Origin of the sequence: Marispirochaeta aestuarii (assembly GCF_002087085.1) — a bacterium.
Taxonomy (GTDB): domain Bacteria; phylum Spirochaetota; class Spirochaetia; order JC444; family Marispirochaetaceae; genus Marispirochaeta; species Marispirochaeta aestuarii.
This window is the reverse complement of the sequence record NZ_MWQY01000036.1, coordinates 1-17,441: the sequence shown is the minus strand read 5'-3', so window position 1 is coordinate 17,441 and position 17,441 is coordinate 1. Positions and strand designations below refer to the sequence as shown.

Below are 17,441 nucleotides of genomic sequence, written 5' to 3'. Positions count from 1 at the left end.
AATTTATCATAAAAAGGCCCTCTTTTTCATTTTATTTGTGAGAAATGCGGGTTAGCGTCGATCGTTATCAAGGTACTGCATAATTTCCTTTCAGAAGAAAAACTACCTCAATAATCTGATTCGTATAAGGAAGGCATGTTCAGAGTAATAGAATCTGAAATACCCCCGACTTTCCCACCTACCAGATCCTTAAGTTTTTAATGCTCACATTCCCGTGTAGGCAATTGAGTAAGCACTATTCTCTCGATTTTCTAAGTATTATGATAGCTCGAGATTATTCTTGACAAGTTTATTTCTTACTATATAATGAATTATGTAACTCTTGAGAGTTATTAAATATCTCTAATATCTCTACGTTACAGCCTTCCAAGCTGATGACGTCGGTTCGATTCCGATCAGTCGCTGAAAACGAGTGAAATGGCAGAGCTTCCTGCTCTGACATTTCCGAGTCGAAGTGACTGAAACCGCAAGGTATCAGGCGCTGAGAGTGAGCGAAGCTCACTCATGGCCGAAATGAATCGTCCTGAACTCCCTTGGAGATCAGGCGCTGTAGAGTGAGCGGAATGGCAAAGCTTGCTTTGTCATTCCCGAACCGAAGCGCCTGAAACTGTAAAGTATCAGGCGCTGAAATTGAGGGCCGCGAGGGAGCGAAGCTCACTCATGGCCGAAATGAAGCGTCCTGAAACCGTAAGGTATCAGTCGATGCGAAGAGTCCCCGCTTTGTGGGACTTTTTTTGTCCTGAAGCTTTATCCGCCGTTCCATAACCACCCAGAAAAATCAAGAGTCCTCTGTCGTGAATGTCGTGGTTCCGCTTCTTCTCATGCCAGAAACTGGTAGACCGACATCATGGTTGCAAGGATGACAAACCCTGTGGTCATGAACTTGAACATCATGTCAAAACGTTTGTCCACAGATGTAAAACGCTCATCCATCGATTTCTGTACGGCACCAAAACGCTCGTCCATCGAGCGCTGCATAGATTCGAAGCGTTCATCCATCGTACGTTGCATAGCTTCAAAACGCTCATCCATGCGTTTAAAGCCTTCCTCGATGCGGGTATCGATACGGATTATGGCTTCCCGGAACTCCGAGCGTTCCCGTTCGTTCCGATCCTGTCGTACAAGATTCTCAGTCAGCAGGGTTATATAACGGTGCAGGGAGCGTTTGTTCTTTACCTCCACCGCTTCTTCGAGTTCCTGTTCCAGAATGTCCGCCAAGGATTCCATGGTCATCTCCTGTAATATACTATGTTCTGTAATATTAATACAGCGGAACATACGCTGCTTCTTCAGGAGAGATTAACCACTGCAGAAGCACTACATTTTTATAGGTTCTATTTTAATGTTGTGATTGTAGGGGTGGTGGTTAAAATTCTTTTTTCAGAAGAGCGGAGAACCACGCTTGTTTGTGAGATGTGTATACCTCACCCTGCTTCAACACCCTTTTTTACACGTCACGTGGCTTAGCCATTGACGGCCAAAATTAATTCAACTATCATACCAATATTCACCATTCCTGCCGGTCAATTCGGGCCGGTACACAACACAGGGGAAAAACAGGAGGTATCTATGGGAAGTTTTAAAATTGTCATTACCGATGGAGAATACGCGAGTTTTGATGGGGAAAAAAAGATTTTTGAGGATGATACGTTCACTCTGCACATCCATCAGTGCAAAACCGAAGACGAGGTAATCGAGGTCGCCAAAGACGCTGACGCCATCCTTAATCAGTATGCACCGGTAACCAGAAAGGTCATTGAGCAGCTGACCAAATGCAAGGTTATCACCAGATACGGCGTCGGCGTCGACACAATAGATGTTGAAGCCGCCACTGACCACTCCATTATTGTGGCCAATGTAACCGACTACTGCATCGACGAAGTGTCAGATCATGCCATTGCCCTGCTTTTATCATTATCCCGGAAGATTAATTCCCTGGACAGATCGGTTAAAAGCGGTGAATGGAGCTATAACCATATTAAGCCTGTCAACAGATTACGAGGCATGACGCTGGGTATCTGCGGTTTCGGATCCATCGGTAGAGAGGTCGCCCGAAAAGCGCAGGCTTTTAACCTTAAGGTGATAGCCTTTGATCCCTATGTAGATGAGCAGACTGCCAAAAACAATAATGTAAAGCTTGTCGACTTTGATACAGTCCTGCAGGAATCGGATTTCCTGTCCCTCCACATGCCCCTGAACAAGCAGACTGAGCATATGATAGACGCGCAGGCCCTGACCCGGGTAAAAAGCAATGTCTATATAATCAACACCGGACGGGGCGGTCTGATCGATGAAGACGCATTAATCGACGCTCTGAAGAACGGAAAAATTGCCGGTGCGGGTCTGGACGTGGTGGAAACCATACCGCTCAAAAGTCCGCTGGACAAACTCGACAATGTAATCGTCACTCCTCACGTTGGGTATTATTCCGAAAGCTCCCTCAAGGATTTGCAGAGAATCGCTGCAGAACAGTGCCGTATGGTATTGGATGGTTACTTTCCAAAATGCTTCGTAAACAGAGAACTGAAAAATACGCTTCACCTTAATGAAGCCTGAAGGAGTTCATGATGTACATACTTTCCATGGATTTCGGGACCTCTTCAATCAAAGCTTCGCTGATCGACGAACACCTGCGTACCGTAGACACTGTAAAGGAAGAGTATTTCTTTAAAATCCCGAAACCGAACTTCGTAGAATTGGACCCTGAGGATGTTTTCTCTGCCATGCTGAAATGTATTAAGCGCTTTGGGCCTTACCATAACGGGATTGAGGCGATTGCCTACGACACTTTTTCACCCTCCGTCGCCTTCATGGACAAAGATGGCAATCCCCTGTATCCGATTATTACGCACCTTGACCGGCGCAGCAGCGAACAGTCGAAAAAGATTATCCGTGAAATGGGAGAAAACGAGTTTCAGCGTATTACCGGGACTTTTCCGTTTACCGGCGGCGCATCCGTTACCACGATGCTCTGGGTCAAGGAGAATATGCCCGGTATTTATGGCGACACCTGTAAAATCGGTCACCTGGTTACCTACCTGTATAAAAAGTTTACCGGGCACTGGGCAACGGACCCGACAAACGCTGCACAGATGGCAATGTATGAAACCACCAAATGGAGCGGCTGGTCAAAGGAAATCCTCACACAGTTCGGTATCGATGAATCCAAACTGCCGGAAATCCACAACGCAGGTACAGTCCTTTCCGGTTTGTCCCGGGAGTTTTCCAGGCTTACGGGCTTGAAGGAAGGCATACCGGTATTATTGGGAACCAATGATGCTACAGTCGCACATGTCGGTGCCGGTAACAACAATCCCGGAGATATCCTGGACATATCCGGCAGCAGCGAAATTATCACCATTCTGTCCGATAAGCCGGTCACTAACAGCAAATATTACCTGCGCAATGCCTACTACCCCGGACAGTGGCAGATTTTCGCCATTACCACCGGCGGCTTTGCCATAGACTGGTTCAAGAATGAGTTCTGCCGGGAAATGTCCAAGGAGGAATTCTTCAGTTCCTACGTTCCGGAAATCATGCAGCGGAACCCGGCAGAGAATCCTGTTACCTTTCTACCCTACCTTACGGGGGACAGGCAGAGTCTCAGAAAAAAGAAAGGAGCATTTAACGGTTTAAGCCTCGATACCGGACGGGATGAAATGCTTTTGAGCCTGCTCACAGGTATCCACGAGCCGGTTATCGATACAATCCGGCTGGCCGGAGAGTTTCAGAAACTTAATCCTGTAATTAAGCTTACCGGCGGCCTCATCAGCGAGAACTTCATCAATTTTAAAAAGCGCCTTCTTAAAGGTTTTGATTTCGAACAGAAGGATGACTGTCCGATTCTTGGAAACGCAATTGCGGCTGTACGATATTTGAACAATGTAAAGCCTTGAGGATTATTAAGCCTGACTACTGTTTTATACGGGCAACTTATCGGCAGATAGGTTGCCCTTTTTCAATTTATTATGAAGCAGCTGCCGCTTCACAGCGGATTGGATGCCGAGACCACAGGAAAACGGGATAGTCGAGGGTTCCGTACCTGTAACCATGTTTTCCGGGGATGCCGCGGTTAATGTTTCATTACGCCAGAAACTGGTAAACCGACATCATTGTAGCAAGGATGACGAACCCGGTGGTCATGAACTTGAACATCATGTCGAAGCGCATATCCATTGAACTCTGCATTGACTCAAAACGCTGGTCCATGCGTTTAAAGCCTTCCTCGATTCTGGTATCGATGCGGATTATGGCCTCCCGGAACTCCGAGTGTTCCCGTTCGTTCCGGTCCTGTCGTACAAGGTTCTCCGTGAGCAGGGTTATATAACGGTGCAGGGAGCGTTTATTCTTTACCTCCACCGCCTCTTCGAGTTCCTGCTCAAGAATTTCCACAAAAGACTCCATGGTCATCTTTTGTAATATACTATGTTCCGTACTATAAATACAGCGGAAGATGGGCTGGTGCTTCAGGAGAGATTAACCACGACGGCCACTATAGGAGCGCGACACAGCTGAGGATTCTGTTCCTTTGTTGTGGTTTTTAAAACGTCTTTACTCTGCTCCTCGAAAGCGATAATTGATCGAGTAAGTGGAAAAGTCTACGGTTCACTGGAAACAAAGCTCCTGTGGTCCTCTCTGCAGATGAGCTGGATAGTATGGTTACCCGACATTACAGCCGTCGGGATTCCGCCCCCCGGGTTGACCCACTGTCCGGCCATGTAGAAATTCTTAAGCCCCGGCAGGGTCTTTCTCATGGAGGAGGTAAAACTCTCCGCATCGAAGAGCCATCCTTCGTAGGAACCGCGCCAGTTACCGGTATAGCGTTCCCAGGTAATCGGGGTGGCAACATCGGTCATTTCTATCCGCCCAGTGATTCCGTTAAACCGCTGCTCCAGGCCGGCGATTACCTCCGCGGTAATTCGTTCCTTCTCCTTCGTATACCTGTCCGGTTCCTCCTTCAGATTCTTCCAGTAATCGTAGTCGGTTTCGTACTGCACAATGAGCAGAGTTTTCCCTTTCGGTGCAAGGGTCGGATCAAAACAGTAGGACCGGACGTTTATTATTTTCTGTTCCTTTCCGGCAATTATCAGCGGCCGGTCCAGGGGGTAGGTCAATCCACCGCATGAAGCCGGCAGTTCTTCGACCATACCGTCCACTCCCAGGGAGACATAGACCAGGGGCTTAAACAGTTTTGGGTTCTCGTATCGATCAATAATCTTCTTATCGACATACCGCCCGTCCAGCATGTCAAAAATTGTTGTCCTGCCGTCAGCCGCAGAAATAATCCAGTCGGCGCGATGCTCTGTGCCGTCGGAAAGACGGATACCCGTCGCAGTGTCGTTCTCGACGAGGATTTTCTCCACCCGTGCCTGGTAGTGCACTTCGCCGCCCAGGTCTTTATAACGCTTCTCGATCGACTCCACCAAAGGCAGCGCGCCGCCGATCAGGTACCCCGCCAGCTTTCCGTGCTGCCAGCCGAGCATCATTATCATCATGATCATTGGTGCATCGAATCCGAAGACGAGGGGAAGCATCTCCTTTAGATAGGGGCTCTTGAGTCCAGCGACAAAATCCCTTACGGATTTCCTGCCCCATTTCTGCATGAATCTCAGTAAGGGAAGCTTCCTGATCATTTTCAGCTTGTCAATGATACTGTACAGCTCCTCCGGCTTGTCCACCGACATATTTATACCCGCAGCATAGCGGATTGCATCCGTGAACTCCCGGATAAGCTTGCCGTCCTCCGGTGCGATTTCCATCATTTCGCGTTCGAGACGATCGGCGTCGGTGTAGAAGGTGAATGCCCTGCCCTCTCTGTTTTCTATGTCCAGGTTTCGTTCGTGATTGTAGACCTGCCAGTTCCGGGCTGCCCCCAGTTCAAGCCAGAATCGATGGAATGCCGTACCTGGGGCCGTGCCCAATACCCAGTTGACCGCTCCGTCGATGGTGTAACCCTTTCGCTTCCAGGCAGTACAGACACCTCCTGGAATGGTATGCATCTCGAATATGCGCGTCTTGTAGCCGTTCATCCGGCCGTAGCATCCGGCAGCCAGACCGGTTAACCCGGCCCCGATAATTATGATTGATCGTTCCATGATAGTGCCCCCGCAGCGGTAGGCCCGCTTTTTTCTTTACAGTATACTCCTGAAGCGAGGGTTTTTGTATCATACTTTTCTGTGCAAGCTATGAACCGGTATCATCAGGAGGACTTGTCATGCTCTATCCACAAGAGCTCATTAACTGCAAATCCTGCCTGCCGGGCAATCACCAGGTATCGATCTCTGACGTCGCTTGGTATTGATGGTGAACGCGACAGTATCCAAAGATTATCGGTGTCATTGCCGGCAACCATGGCGTACTGGTAATCATCATCCAGGGCAATAATATTGTAGCCACCGTAAAAGGGTCCAAAAAAAGAGACCTTGAGCCGTCCCTCATTAGGGCTGTCAACAAAAACCGCTCGTCCTTCTGCCGTTTTCCAGCGATCCTTCTGCGGGTTATATCCTCGATTGACGACCTTTATTGAACCGTCAGGGTTTCGGGTATATGTTGCGGTTGTATTGTTCAATCCCCGTTCAAAAAAGAAATCCATGCGTGCTACCTCGAACCAGGTACCCAGATACCTGTCCGCATCGAAAGGACGTACCACCTGGCCCCCCGGCGGAATGCTCCGGCACGATAATATGCAAAGAAGAGGACAGAAACACAATAAATAAATCAGATTTTTCATATTACTCATCCCCATAGCCCTTCGGATACAGCACCCGTATTCCGTAAATATTCCTCCCGGGGCCTGAACCATGCTCGTCCCGGATGTTGTAGAAATCGTTAAAGATTTTCGCTCCGGGCTGCTCCGGGTCATGCATAGTAAATCCCTTCTCTCCGTAGCCTGTCAACACAACATAATGGGGTGCACCCTTATAGAGGACCTCGGCGATAACGGGGATCCTCCTTCCAAGGTAGTATTTAACCAGCAGCAGATCCGCCGGAAGGGCCCGCCAGTTAAAACGTGTGTAGACCCAGCCGTCCCCGTAATGGGTCAGGGCCGGCCAGTTAAGAACCACCTGTCCGGAGTAGTCGCTTATGTCTTCGTCGTCCTTGAACCCGTTGTTCCCTTTCAGCCAGCGATTCATAATCGAAGGATTGACGTCGTCTCCGGTAAAATAGGAGTACACCATGGCGATGCATGTCAGGGCGCAGCCGTGGGTACGAATAGTAACCGACGACCGAAGCCCCAGTGTCTCATCAGCCCAGGGGGCATCCCTGCCCTGGGTATAATAGGGAACGTCAATTGCAGGCTCCTCGGCGGCACGCCCCTGAGTATAGGCCGTACAGAGCAGCAACAGAAAAAAGGACACCCGCGTCAGCTTTTTCACGGGCACCCGCCTTTCACTGGGCTCCCGGGCATTATGCCGGGAGAAGCTTTTGAACTTCCAGCCCCCCGTATCTGACCCTGGGCGTACTCGATAAACTGCGGAATGGAGCAGTCCGGCTGCATCGACCTGTGTCGCACCCGGAGATCAAGAAGCCAGGTCCTGACCCGGGGATCCTTTAAACGGTCGGTATGAACCCTGAGGCCCTTTCGATAGAGACTGTTGTAATCTCCTCTGCTCTTGATAACCAGGATCTCGTTACCCTGTGTATCCGTAATTTCAGCGCTTCGGCTACAATCCGGGAGACAGCGTGCATCCATAACGCGTTTTCCGCAGTCCCTGCAGTTCCGTACAATGCAGTGCCGGCTCTTCATCAGGAAATCGGGCCCTGCGAAAGGCGCCCATAGTTCTATCCCCGCCGGAACAGTAATACCATCGAAGCGAGAATCCTCCAGCTCGGAAGAACAAAAGGCCCCCGCTGCACCGTGCTGCCGGAAGAAGTCCAGGGCGTAACCGTTGGTGGCATTCAATAATGGCCCGGCAATCCAGGGAATGCCCCGTTCCCGGGCCAGGCAGGCGATTCCGCTGTTGTCGGTTATTATCTGCCCGGCTCCTGTCCGCAGAAGAAAATCGCCGGCCGCCGTATATTGCGGTCCTATCAGAATCGAAGGAAACCAGGGGATCAGGTCCGGGTACTCATCAAACAGGGGCGCTACCTCTGCCAGGACCTCAGCGTCCGCGGGGAGCTGAAAAACCGGGAGCACCGATCCGTCGTCGGGGATCTGTTTCAGCTGTTCCCTGTCCGCCACCGCAAGGGCTATCCGTGGGCTTTCGGGCAAGTCACCGGGCACCAGCGTGAGGGGCTTTGCCTTTTCTGATTCACCCTTCAGATCCGCTTCAAAAGCCGCAACGGCTTTTCGGCGCAGATCGTTCAGTACTGCCAGCGGAATAAAAAGGCCCCCTTCCAGGCAGTCAAGATCACAGGAACTCAGGTAAAACGGAGTATTCCCCAGGCGGGAAAGCTGCTTTTTAATCGTTTCGGGACTTGTCGGATGCCCCGTTGCTTTCTCGAGAAGAACATCAGCGACAAGAGTAACGCCTGTCCCCCGGAAACTCGCGGTAAGCTCCAGGGCTTCTCCTGCTTTTCCCCGCAGACTGAACTCGAGGGGCAACTTTTCCGGGTCCGCAGACATGGAGGAGATTCTGTCATCTATCGCAGAAAAATCTATCAGCCGTGCTTGCGCAAGAATCAGCTGGCCTTTTTTTATCTTTCCCATCAGCTTGTGTTCAATACGGAAGCGGAAGCCCCGGTTTCCGGTACTCTCCCCCAGGGTCCCGGTACAGATAAAGCTGCCGCTGTTCTCCGTAACGGTAATGCTCTGCCCGGTGGAAAGCTGCGTGTCCCGGGAAACAATAAGCTCCCCATCCCTGGCATTGTAAGCATCCACCCGTCCTGCGGGAAACAGGGACTGGTCTCTGCTGTCGGGGGTAAAGGAATCGGCCCCCAGTCGGCCTTGAATGAGGTTGTCGCTGAAGGATCGGTTGAAAACCACGGAAAGCCGGGAATCCTTCCCGGCAGGGTCTTTTCCCGCGTATACCCTGTCGAGCTGTTCCCTCCAGGAGAGTACGGTGCTGTACACGTACTCATAGCCCTTGATCCGTCCTTCTATTTTGAGGGAATCGACTCCTGCCGCATAAAGATCCGCCGCCCGGGAGAAAACTGAATTGTCCTTGAGGTTCAGAACCTTACTGCCGTCCCCCCTGCTTCCCGATTCAGGTTTGTAATCTCTGCGGCAGGGCTGAACGCAGGCTCCCCTGTTGGCGCTGTTCTCGTAGAGCAGTCCCGACATGTAACACTGTCCGGAAAAGGAGACGCAGTACGCACCGTGCACAAATACTTCTGCCTTAAGCCCCTCTTTATGAGCTGCAGCGGTCAGTTCAGTCAGCTCAGACAGGGAAAGCTCCCGGGCAAAATTGACCTGTTTTACACCGCTTTCGGCAAGCAGCTTCAACTGTCCGGTATTATGAGTGGTCATCTGGGTGGAGGCATGTATCTCCAGATCAGGAAAGGCGCGGCGGACATGCTGCAATAGCCCATAGTCCTGGATAATGACGGCATCGATACCGAACCTCACTGTCCGGTCAAGCAGATCCGAAAGGGCTGAAAACTCTTCCTCGAAGGCGAGGATATTCAGGGTGAGATAAATTCTGCAACCGTACCGGTGCGCCAGACTGCACAGCTCCGGGAGGTCCTCCGGACGAATATTTACCGCCCTTTTGCGGGCGTTAAAATCTCCTACCCCCAGGTAAACCGCGTCGGCTCCCGCAAGAATTGCGGCCTTGACCGACCGGGCGTCTCCGCCGGGGGCAAGGAGTTCAATCGTATTTTTTTTCACCGCCGATCCTGTTACTCCTTCACCTCACGGGTTTCCCGCATCTTTTTCAGCTCAGCCATCTCCACTGCTGCCAGTACCGCCGTAACGATAAAGGCCAGAATGTCCGCCGCAGGCTGGGCCAGGAACACCCCGTTCAGACCCCACAGTCCGGGAAGAATCAGTACCAGAGGAATAAAGAATATTCCCTGCCGCGCGACTGCCAGGATTCCGGCCTGGCGGCCCTTTCCCAGGGCCTGAAAGAGGGTGCTGAAAACGACCTGGCTGCCGACAAAGATCATGGTGGTACTGAGAAAGCGAAAGGCCTGTACCCCCAGGGTCACGACCTCCGGATCCTGGGAAAAAGCCAGCACAATCCAGCGGGCAAAAACAAAGAACGCTGCTGCCATACACCCCGCAAAGACAGTGCTCCAGGTCAGGGCTTTTTTGGTGGCATCTATGACCCGGGAGAACTGCCGGGCGCCAAAGTTATACCCCGCCAGGGGCTGCAGTCCCTGCCCGATGCCGAATATGGCCATCATGAGCAGTGAGACTACCCGCATGACAATTCCAATTGCCGCCACCGCCGGGTCTCCGTAGGCCGCGGCTGCATTATTGAACATACCCATGGCAATACTGGTCAGTACCTGTCGAAAAAAGGTGGGAAGTCCAATGGTCATTATGTCCCGGTACAGACCAAGGCGGGGAGAGAAATCCCTGAGCCGTATCTTCAGGACCCCTCTGTCGCTCAGAAAATAATAGAGCAGATAGAGAGTACTTACCATCTGCGCACTGATGGTAGCCAGGGCAGCGCCGGCCAGTCCGAAATCGAGAACAAACATAAAGACAGGATCAAAGATGATATTCAGCACCCCGCCGGTTATCAGGGCTATACTGCTGTACCTGGCAGCCCCTTCCGCCCTCAGCAGATTGTTCATGCACATATTGAGGATCTGGAAAAAGGAACCGCCGATTATTATCCGTCCGTACAGAACAGCACGGTCAAGAATCGTGTCGGTGGCTCCGAAAAGGATCAGGATCTCCTCTATGTAAATATTGCCGAATATAGCGAAGGTCACGCCTATTATGAGGGTAGAATAGAAAGCCGTGGAGGCAGTGCTTATGGCTCCCTCGACATTCTGTTCACCCAGCTGCCGGGAAATAAGGGAGGCGGAGCCCATGCCGAAGGTCAGGCCGATGGCGCCGATAAGCATGAAAATCGGGAACAGAATGGCAGCCGCCCCTATGGCGGCGGTATCGTTCAGCATACCGATAAAAGCGGTATCCACTACATTGTAAATTGCGTTCACCATCATCGCGGTGGCCGCCGGTATTGCCAGAGTTCGAAGAGCTGTGCCTATCTCGCCGCTGCGCAGGAGTTCAATTCGTTGGGTTTTATCCATAAGGGCCTACCATACTGGGTGAATAATTTAATATCAAGTCTTTTGCTGTTCCGTTAATTCAACGTTTATGACTCGGCATATACTGTTCCACAGATTTTAGAACACAATGTTGACACTGAAATTGTTCGTAAGGCCGCGCATAACCTTGACCTTCTCTTCATCCAGGGGAAACAGATATCCCAGACGAAAGTCCACGATGATGTATTTGTTCTTGAATATCTCAAGTCCCAGATGGGGTTCGGCGGTAAAAAAATGGGTGATTTCCTCTTCAGAGGTTAGAACCATTCCACCCAGCTGAAAACCGCTGTATGGATTGAAATAGGTCCTCTTTCCCTGACCGAGATATCGGGGATAAAAATCCTTGCCGATACTGTAGGTTACAATATCATTGGCCTGCCCCTGTATATCCCTGTCCCGGCCGCGCAGGGGTTTCAGGATTCCCACGGTAAAAAACGATTTACCCATGGTAAACATGTACCGCAATGCTCCACCGGCATAGATGTCTGCGCTGATCTCCTTTTCAGGATTTTCGATAACATAGAGGAAGGTTTCCAATCCCGGCATATTGATAAAATCGGGGAAGTCTCCCTGATCGTTCAGATACTGAACAGTCTTCTCAGACACCTTGAAGACCAGGGTTGAGTTTTGAACATCATCCCGCAGCTCCATCTCGGTTTTCCGTTTCTGGTAGAGTTGCTCTTCTGTTTCCCGTATCTCATTCCACAGGGAACGATAGGTTTCAGAATCAGCCTCAGGGTCAACCTGTTCCAGTGCCTGCTGGTACTTGAGTTTTCTGCTCTCAAGATATTCCACTTCGAAGGCATTGGCTTCCAGATCGTTGATATTATTCCTGGTTTCGATATTCTTAAGATCGATACTGCCCAGGTTTTCGAAGCGCTGAATAAGGGAATCCAGCTTCTCTTTGTCGGTAACCAGAGTATATTCACTTACAAGGCGCTGATTATCGATGTTGATGGCATCGACCTTGAGACTCAGTTCGGAGATGATACCGTTGATTCGTTTGTTTGCCAGGTCAATGTCGTTTACGAGTATGTGCAATTGGGCCTTTTTGGCAAAATATTCGTTATAGTCATTCTGCTGGGAAAAAATGCTGGTCAAAATACCGATACAAAGGATTACGGAAATCAGTATTTTCATTGTACTCCCCTTACGTATTCTGCATTCCATTACATTTTATATTATAATGCAGCCTGCAGGAAAATGCCTGCAGCGGGCAGGTAATTCCGGCTTCCCCTTGATATTTTCATACGCGACAGGTACTATGGCTGAAAAAGAATACGATAATGATTATTACAAAATATTTGCCACAGATGTTCCCCCAGGTTACAGAAAACCTTAAAAGCGACTTTGACGGGTACAGATTTCAGCGGAACAATCAGCGGATTTTTATCATCTCCGTGTTTCTCGTCTTTGAACAGCTTTTTTACGGAATCTTTGTCAGCGGGAGAGGTTCCAGTCTTCACGCCGTCTATTATATCTCCGCCTTTGCCATGCTTCTGATGTCCCTGGTCTGCGGCTTTTTTATCCTGCATAAGCCTGAAAATATTGGTATACACCACAAGATCCATGAGCTCAGTCTTGGAATCCTTGGAATGGGAGTTGCCCTTATCCGGCTGCTCTTTTTCGAATTCGACATGCTCCGCATTCCTACTATCTATATTGCCGTGCTCTACGGTGTGGCCGTTCTATTTTATCTCTCCTATGGCTACGGGCTGTTCCTGTATGCCCTTCTAAGCCTCTCAATAATCCTGCTGACTCCCCTCTATCATCCAGGAACTCTGACGACCCGCTATATTGCGGATATCAGCTCCAACGGAATCATCGCCTGGATAGTCTCGGCCATGAACTATCGCAACTTTGTAAGTATCTTCCTGAACAGAAAAGAGATCGAGAAAAAGAACGAGGAACTCCGGGAACGCTCCATCCGGGACGAACTGACGGATCTGTACAACCGGAGAAATATAAACAGCGTTCTTAAGGAGGTGCATGCCAGGGCGGAACGCTATGCGTCCGATTTCTCCGTGATAATTCTGGACATCGATCATTTCAAGCATATAAACGATACCTTCGGACATCACCTGGGAGATATCGTTCTCAGGCAGATCTCTGCAATCCTTTCGGGAAACATCAGGGAGGTCGACACCTGCGGACGCTGGGGGGGAGAAGAGTTTCTTATTATATGCCCGGAAGCGGATATTCCCCATGCCGAGGGGATAGCGGAGCGCCTGAGGCTCCTCATAGGAGAGTATACATTTCAGCACAATAAAAAAGTCACCGCCAGTTTCGGTATTGCATCCTTCAGGGAGTTTCCCGATCTGGACTCCCTGCTCAAGATCGCGGATATGCGCCTGTACCAGGCAAAAATGAGCGGCAGAAACCGGGTGGACGCTGTTACGCTGTTTTCTCTGGTCTGATCAGCAGGATTGACTGGTTCTTACCCCTTCGGCTGCTCCCTGTTCATTATCTCCACCCGGCGGACAATCTCCAGTCGGTCATGATTGTTCAGAAACGCGGTCAGCACATGGGCGATTATTATGATTCCGGGAATGTTCACAATCATACGGGTCAGGGCGAAGGGTGCGCCGAGGGCCTCCAGTTCAAAAAGAAACATGGGGATTTTGGTCGTCGACCAGGCGCCGAGAAATATGAATATATTCTTAAAACTGGCTCCTTTTTTCAGGAAAACCGCTGCCACCGGAAAAGCACCGTACAGCGGTCCTGCTGCCGCCGACCCGATGAGCACGGCAAGCACTACGCCCTTTATTCCTGACTCCTTTCCCATAAAGCGTACCATGGTGTGCCGGGGCACCCATACATCGAGCATTCCAAGGAGTATAAAGATGGGTGGTAGTATAAGCAGCATCTCCCGCACACTGAAAACGCTTACCTCAACCGCCCTGCGGGCCATACCGCTGTTAAAAGCACACAGCAGCATCAGCAAAACAAGCATGGTAAGAAAAAAACGGTAGCGTCTGACAAGTCGCTTTACCATGCATGCACCCAGGCTATTATTCCGGCAACGAGAAAGGTAAAAATGAAGGCGAAAAGGTTGCGGAGTACCGTGGCTTTTCTTCCGAAATAGCTTATCTCCACAGGAAAGGTAACGACCCCCACCATCATCAGGGCCGAGACAAAGGCGGCAATCTGCATATAACCGGCCCCGTTCTCAAGAAGCAGGGAAGCAGTAGGAAAAGCCACAAAACCGGGAATCAGGGTCAAGGCTCCCACCAGTGCCGCCAGTACAGTACCGGCCCAGCCGGACTCGACCCCTATAATCCGGGATATAAGGCGCGGGTTCAGCACGGCAATCATAATCCCGGTAAGTATGAGAACTCCCAGAAACTGGGGCATGATGTTCTCAAAGGCCTTCCAGGCTTTTTTCAAGGCCATGAACGTCTTTTCTCTGTCTTTACAAAAAGATATGCCCAGCACTGCCAGTGTTACGACATAGAGGCCTGTAGTCATTCCCATACCCCGAATCTGCGCCGACGGCTACTTCAGTTCCTCGATATAGCGTGAGAGCTTGGTACTCCGTTCCTGAAACTCGCTCAGTTTTTCCCGTTCCTTGGCAATAACCTCTTCCGGGGCATTGGAGATAAACTTGTCGTTGGAGAGTTTTCCTTCGGTGGATTTTATCAGCTTCATCAGCTTGCCTATCTCTTTTTCCATTTTTGCGGTTTCTGCTTCCACATCGATGGCGTCCCGGATATAGACAAAACTCTCATAGCCGCTTCCCGCCACAGGGATAGCGCCCTCCTCGACGCTGATGTCATCCCCGATTACGAGTTCTGAGGCACTCATAAGATTTTTAGCCAGGGCGCTGTGGTTCTGAAAAAAGTCGGCAGCCGGGAAACCAGGATCGACCTTAACCAGTACCCTCACTTTCTTCTCCGGAGGAACAGTAAATTCGCTGCGAAGGGTCCGCACTCCGCGGATCATGTCCTGAAGCAGGCCGAACTGCCGGACCGTAGCATCCGAGCGGCGCTCTTCGCGGTATTCAGGATATTTAGCGCTGATCAGAATTCCCGTCTTCAGGGGAAGTTTCTGGTAGATTTCTTCCGTGAGGAAAGAGACAAAGGGGTGCAGCAGTCTCAGGGATTCTTCCAGAATGGCCGCCAGCAGGCTTGCCGCCCGGTCCCTCTCTGCCTCGTCGTCCGAATAGAGGGAGAGTTTTGAAGCTTCGATGTACCAGTCGCAGAAGTCGTTCCAGAAAAACTCGTAAACAGCCTGGGCGGCTTCATTAAAGCGATAGCCGGTAATGGCGCGGTTTACCGTAGCTGCGGCTTCGTTCAGCTGATGCAGAATCCAGAGGTCAACCTGGTTCAGTTCACACTCTTCCAGGGATTTCAGGGTACGTCCCTCCATGTTCATCAGCAGAAAGCGGGCGGCATTCCATATCTTGTTCGCGAACTTGCTGCCCAGTTTGAAGCTGTCCATGTCTATGAGGATATCCTGTCCCTGGGACGCAAGGAAAACCAGGGTAAAGCGCATGGCATCCGCGCCGTAGGTATCGACCACCTCCAGGGGATCTATACCGTTGCCCAGGGACTTGGACATCTTGCGGCCCTGTTTGTCCCTGACCAGCCCGGTTATATAGATGTCCCGGAAGGGTACCTTTTCCATGAACTCAAGTCCCGCCATAATCATCCGGGAAACCCAGAAAAAGATGATATCGTAACCGGTCACCAGTGCGGTGGTAGGATAAAATCGCTTGAGGTCTTCGGTTTTTTCAGGCCAGCCGAGGGTGGAGAACGGCCAGAGCCAGGAGGAGAACCAGGTGTCCAGCACGTCTTCATCCTGCCGGATCTTCTTCGAACCGCATTTGGAACAGGCTTCCGGGTCATCCCTCAGCACCATGGTCTCGCCGCATTCCTCACAGTACCAGACGGGGATCCGGTGTCCCCACCAGAGCTGCCGGGAGATACACCAGTCCCGTATTCCCTCCAGCCAGTTGCGGTAGGTATTTTCCCACTTCCTGGGGAAAAATACGATTTCTTCCTTTCGCCAGGCTTCAAGAGCTTTGTCCGCCAGGGAGCGCATACGCACGAACCACTGTTCCGACAGGTAGGGTTCTATAACCGTATCGCAGCGGTAGCAGTGGCCTACCTGGTGGACATGTTCCTTGGAATCAACCACCACACCGAGCCCGTCCAGGGCCTCAAGCACCTTTTTCCTGGCTTCCTGAACCGGCAGTCCCCGGAACTCTTCCGGGACGTTTTCGTTCATGCTGGCGTCTTCCGCCAGGACGTTGATTACCTCGAGATTATGCCGCTTTCCGATCTCCCAGTCGTTGGGGTCGTGGGCGGGGGTTATCTTTACCGCGCCGGAGCCGAACTCACGGTCCACGTAGGCATCCGCAATGATCGGAATAAGCCGGTCCGCCAGGGGAAGGCGTACATTTTTTCCCACCAGCCGGGTATAGCGTTCATCCTCGGGATGCACCGCCACCGCGGTGTCGCCGAGCATGGTTTCCGGCCGTGTGGTGGCAACCTGGATATGGCCTGAACCGTCCTCCAGGGGATATTTAAGCCAGGTCAGCCGGCCGCGGGCTTCCTGGTGTTCAACTTCATCATCCGCAAGGGCAGTTCCGCAGGATGGGCACCAGTTGACCAGGTAATTGCCTTTGTAAATCAGTCCCCGTTCATAGAGGGAGACAAAGACCTCCCGTACGGCCCTGGAGAGCCCCTCGTCAAGGGTAAAGCGTTCCCGGCTCCAGTCGCAGGAGGCGCCGATCTTCTTGAGCTGGCGGGTAATTATTCCGTGGTGCTCCTCTTTAACCTTCCAGGTCTCCTGGACGAACTTCTCCCTGCCGATTTCGTGCCTGCCGGTCCCCCGGGCCTTCAGGCGCCGCTCCACGACATTCTGGGTTGCTATTCCCGCGTGATCCGTTCCGGGAACCCAGAGAGTAGGAACGCCCTTCATGCGGTAAAATCGGATAAGGATGTCCTGCAGGGTGTTGTTAAGACCGTGCCCCATATGAAGAACACCGGTTACATTGGGAGGAGGAATGACAATAACAAAAGGGGACTCATGGGCATCGCCCTCAGGAGCAAAGGCGTTCTGTTCTTCCCACATTGCGTAGATTCGGTCTTCAAAATCCTTGGGATTATATGCTTTCGGTAACATTTCGGTACCCATGAAGATCTCCTGTTGTCTGATAATGCTGCCCATAGTACCAGAGAGGCGGCTTCTCTTCAACAGTTGTCCGGATAATATGCAGGGCCAGCGCATTAAACCAGTTCAAGCAGTGGGCTCGAAGGACTGGTCAGGAG

Annotated in this window: 14 protein-coding genes; 3 read left to right on the top strand and 11 right to left on the bottom strand. The window is 51.2% G+C overall.

Features of this window, described 5'->3' with window-relative positions; all coding sequences use genetic code 11:
- Nucleotides 1-819: 819 nt before the first annotated feature.
- Nucleotides 820-1,227 carry a hypothetical protein gene (locus B4O97_RS18615; RefSeq protein ID WP_083053028.1) on the bottom strand — a complete coding sequence of 136 codons (408 nt, stop codon included), beginning with the start codon at nt 1,225-1,227 and terminating at the stop codon, nt 820-822.
- Nucleotides 1,228-1,569: 342 nt separating this feature from the next.
- On the opposite strand from B4O97_RS18615, the gene B4O97_RS18610 reads away from it, so the two are divergent.
- Together B4O97_RS18610 and B4O97_RS18605 are read left to right on the top strand one after the other, a co-directional pair.
- Entirely contained in the window at nt 1,570-2,556 is a 987-nt protein-coding gene (locus B4O97_RS18610) for a C-terminal binding protein (RefSeq protein WP_083053027.1), read from the top strand.
- A gap of 8 nt (nt 2,557-2,564) precedes the next feature.
- On the top strand, nt 2,565-3,896 hold the full coding sequence (locus B4O97_RS18605) for an FGGY-family carbohydrate kinase (protein WP_083053026.1): 1,332 nt from the start codon (nt 2,565-2,567) through the stop codon (nt 3,894-3,896).
- Nucleotides 3,897-4,083: 187 nt separating this feature from the next.
- Here B4O97_RS18605 and B4O97_RS18600 read toward each other — a convergent pair whose 3' ends face one another.
- The 7 genes from B4O97_RS18600 to B4O97_RS18570 all read right to left on the bottom strand — a co-directional run bounded on the left by B4O97_RS18600 (nt 4,084) and on the right by B4O97_RS18570 (nt 12,306).
- Nucleotides 4,084-4,392, bottom strand: a complete 309-nt coding sequence (locus B4O97_RS18600) for an EMC3/TMCO1 family protein (protein ID WP_143305815.1) — start codon at nt 4,390-4,392, stop codon at nt 4,084-4,086.
- 206 nt (nt 4,393-4,598) lie between these two features.
- Nucleotides 4,599-6,095 (bottom strand): phytoene desaturase family protein, encoded by a 1,497-nt coding sequence (locus B4O97_RS18595; RefSeq protein ID WP_083053024.1) that lies wholly within the window; start codon nt 6,093-6,095, stop codon nt 4,599-4,601.
- A gap of 104 nt (nt 6,096-6,199) precedes the next feature.
- Nucleotides 6,200-6,649: a lipocalin family protein gene (locus tag B4O97_RS18590; RefSeq protein WP_233143141.1), complete on the bottom strand. Its 450-nt coding sequence runs from the start codon at nt 6,647-6,649 to the stop codon at nt 6,200-6,202.
- Between the two features lie 82 nt (nt 6,650-6,731).
- The gene (locus B4O97_RS18585) at nt 6,732-7,376 is read right to left on the bottom strand and encodes a C39 family peptidase (protein ID WP_083053023.1); all 645 of its coding nucleotides are present in this window, start codon (nt 7,374-7,376) and stop codon (nt 6,732-6,734) included.
- Nucleotides 7,373-9,769, bottom strand: a complete 2,397-nt coding sequence (locus B4O97_RS18580) for a peptidase U32 family protein (RefSeq protein ID WP_083053022.1) — start codon at nt 9,767-9,769, stop codon at nt 7,373-7,375. The genes B4O97_RS18585 and B4O97_RS18580 overlap by 4 nt, the downstream gene beginning before the upstream one ends.
- 11 nt (nt 9,770-9,780) lie before the next feature.
- A complete protein-coding gene (locus B4O97_RS18575; RefSeq protein WP_083053021.1) occupies nt 9,781-11,148 on the bottom strand; it encodes an MATE family efflux transporter in 1,368 nt (455 codons plus the stop codon).
- A gap of 96 nt (nt 11,149-11,244) precedes the next feature.
- The gene (locus B4O97_RS18570; protein WP_083053020.1) at nt 11,245-12,306 is read right to left on the bottom strand and encodes a hypothetical protein; all 1,062 of its coding nucleotides are present in this window, start codon (nt 12,304-12,306) and stop codon (nt 11,245-11,247) included.
- 146 nt (nt 12,307-12,452) lie between these two features.
- Between B4O97_RS18570 and B4O97_RS18565 the strand changes: the two genes are divergently transcribed.
- Complete coding sequence (locus B4O97_RS18565; protein ID WP_083053019.1) at nt 12,453-13,583, top strand: GGDEF domain-containing protein; 1,131 nt, start codon at nt 12,453-12,455, stop codon at nt 13,581-13,583.
- Nucleotides 13,584-13,603: 20 nt separating this feature from the next.
- Here the strand turns inward: B4O97_RS18565 and B4O97_RS18560 are convergent, their stop codons facing one another.
- From B4O97_RS18560 to B4O97_RS18550, 3 genes are read right to left on the bottom strand one after another with little or no spacing between them, the layout of a single operon-like run.
- Nucleotides 13,604-14,161, bottom strand: coding sequence for a permease (locus tag B4O97_RS18560; protein ID WP_083053018.1), 558 nt, complete (start codon nt 14,159-14,161; stop codon nt 13,604-13,606).
- Nucleotides 14,155-14,640 carry a permease gene (locus tag B4O97_RS18555; protein ID WP_233143139.1) on the bottom strand — a complete coding sequence of 162 codons (486 nt, stop codon included), beginning with the start codon at nt 14,638-14,640 and terminating at the stop codon, nt 14,155-14,157. Before B4O97_RS18555 ends, B4O97_RS18560 begins: the two co-directional genes overlap by 7 nt.
- Nucleotides 14,641-14,661: 21 nt before the next feature.
- Nucleotides 14,662-17,307 (bottom strand): valine--tRNA ligase, encoded by a 2,646-nt coding sequence (locus B4O97_RS18550; RefSeq protein WP_083053017.1) that lies wholly within the window; start codon nt 17,305-17,307, stop codon nt 14,662-14,664.
- Nucleotides 17,308-17,441: the final 134 nt, after the last annotated feature.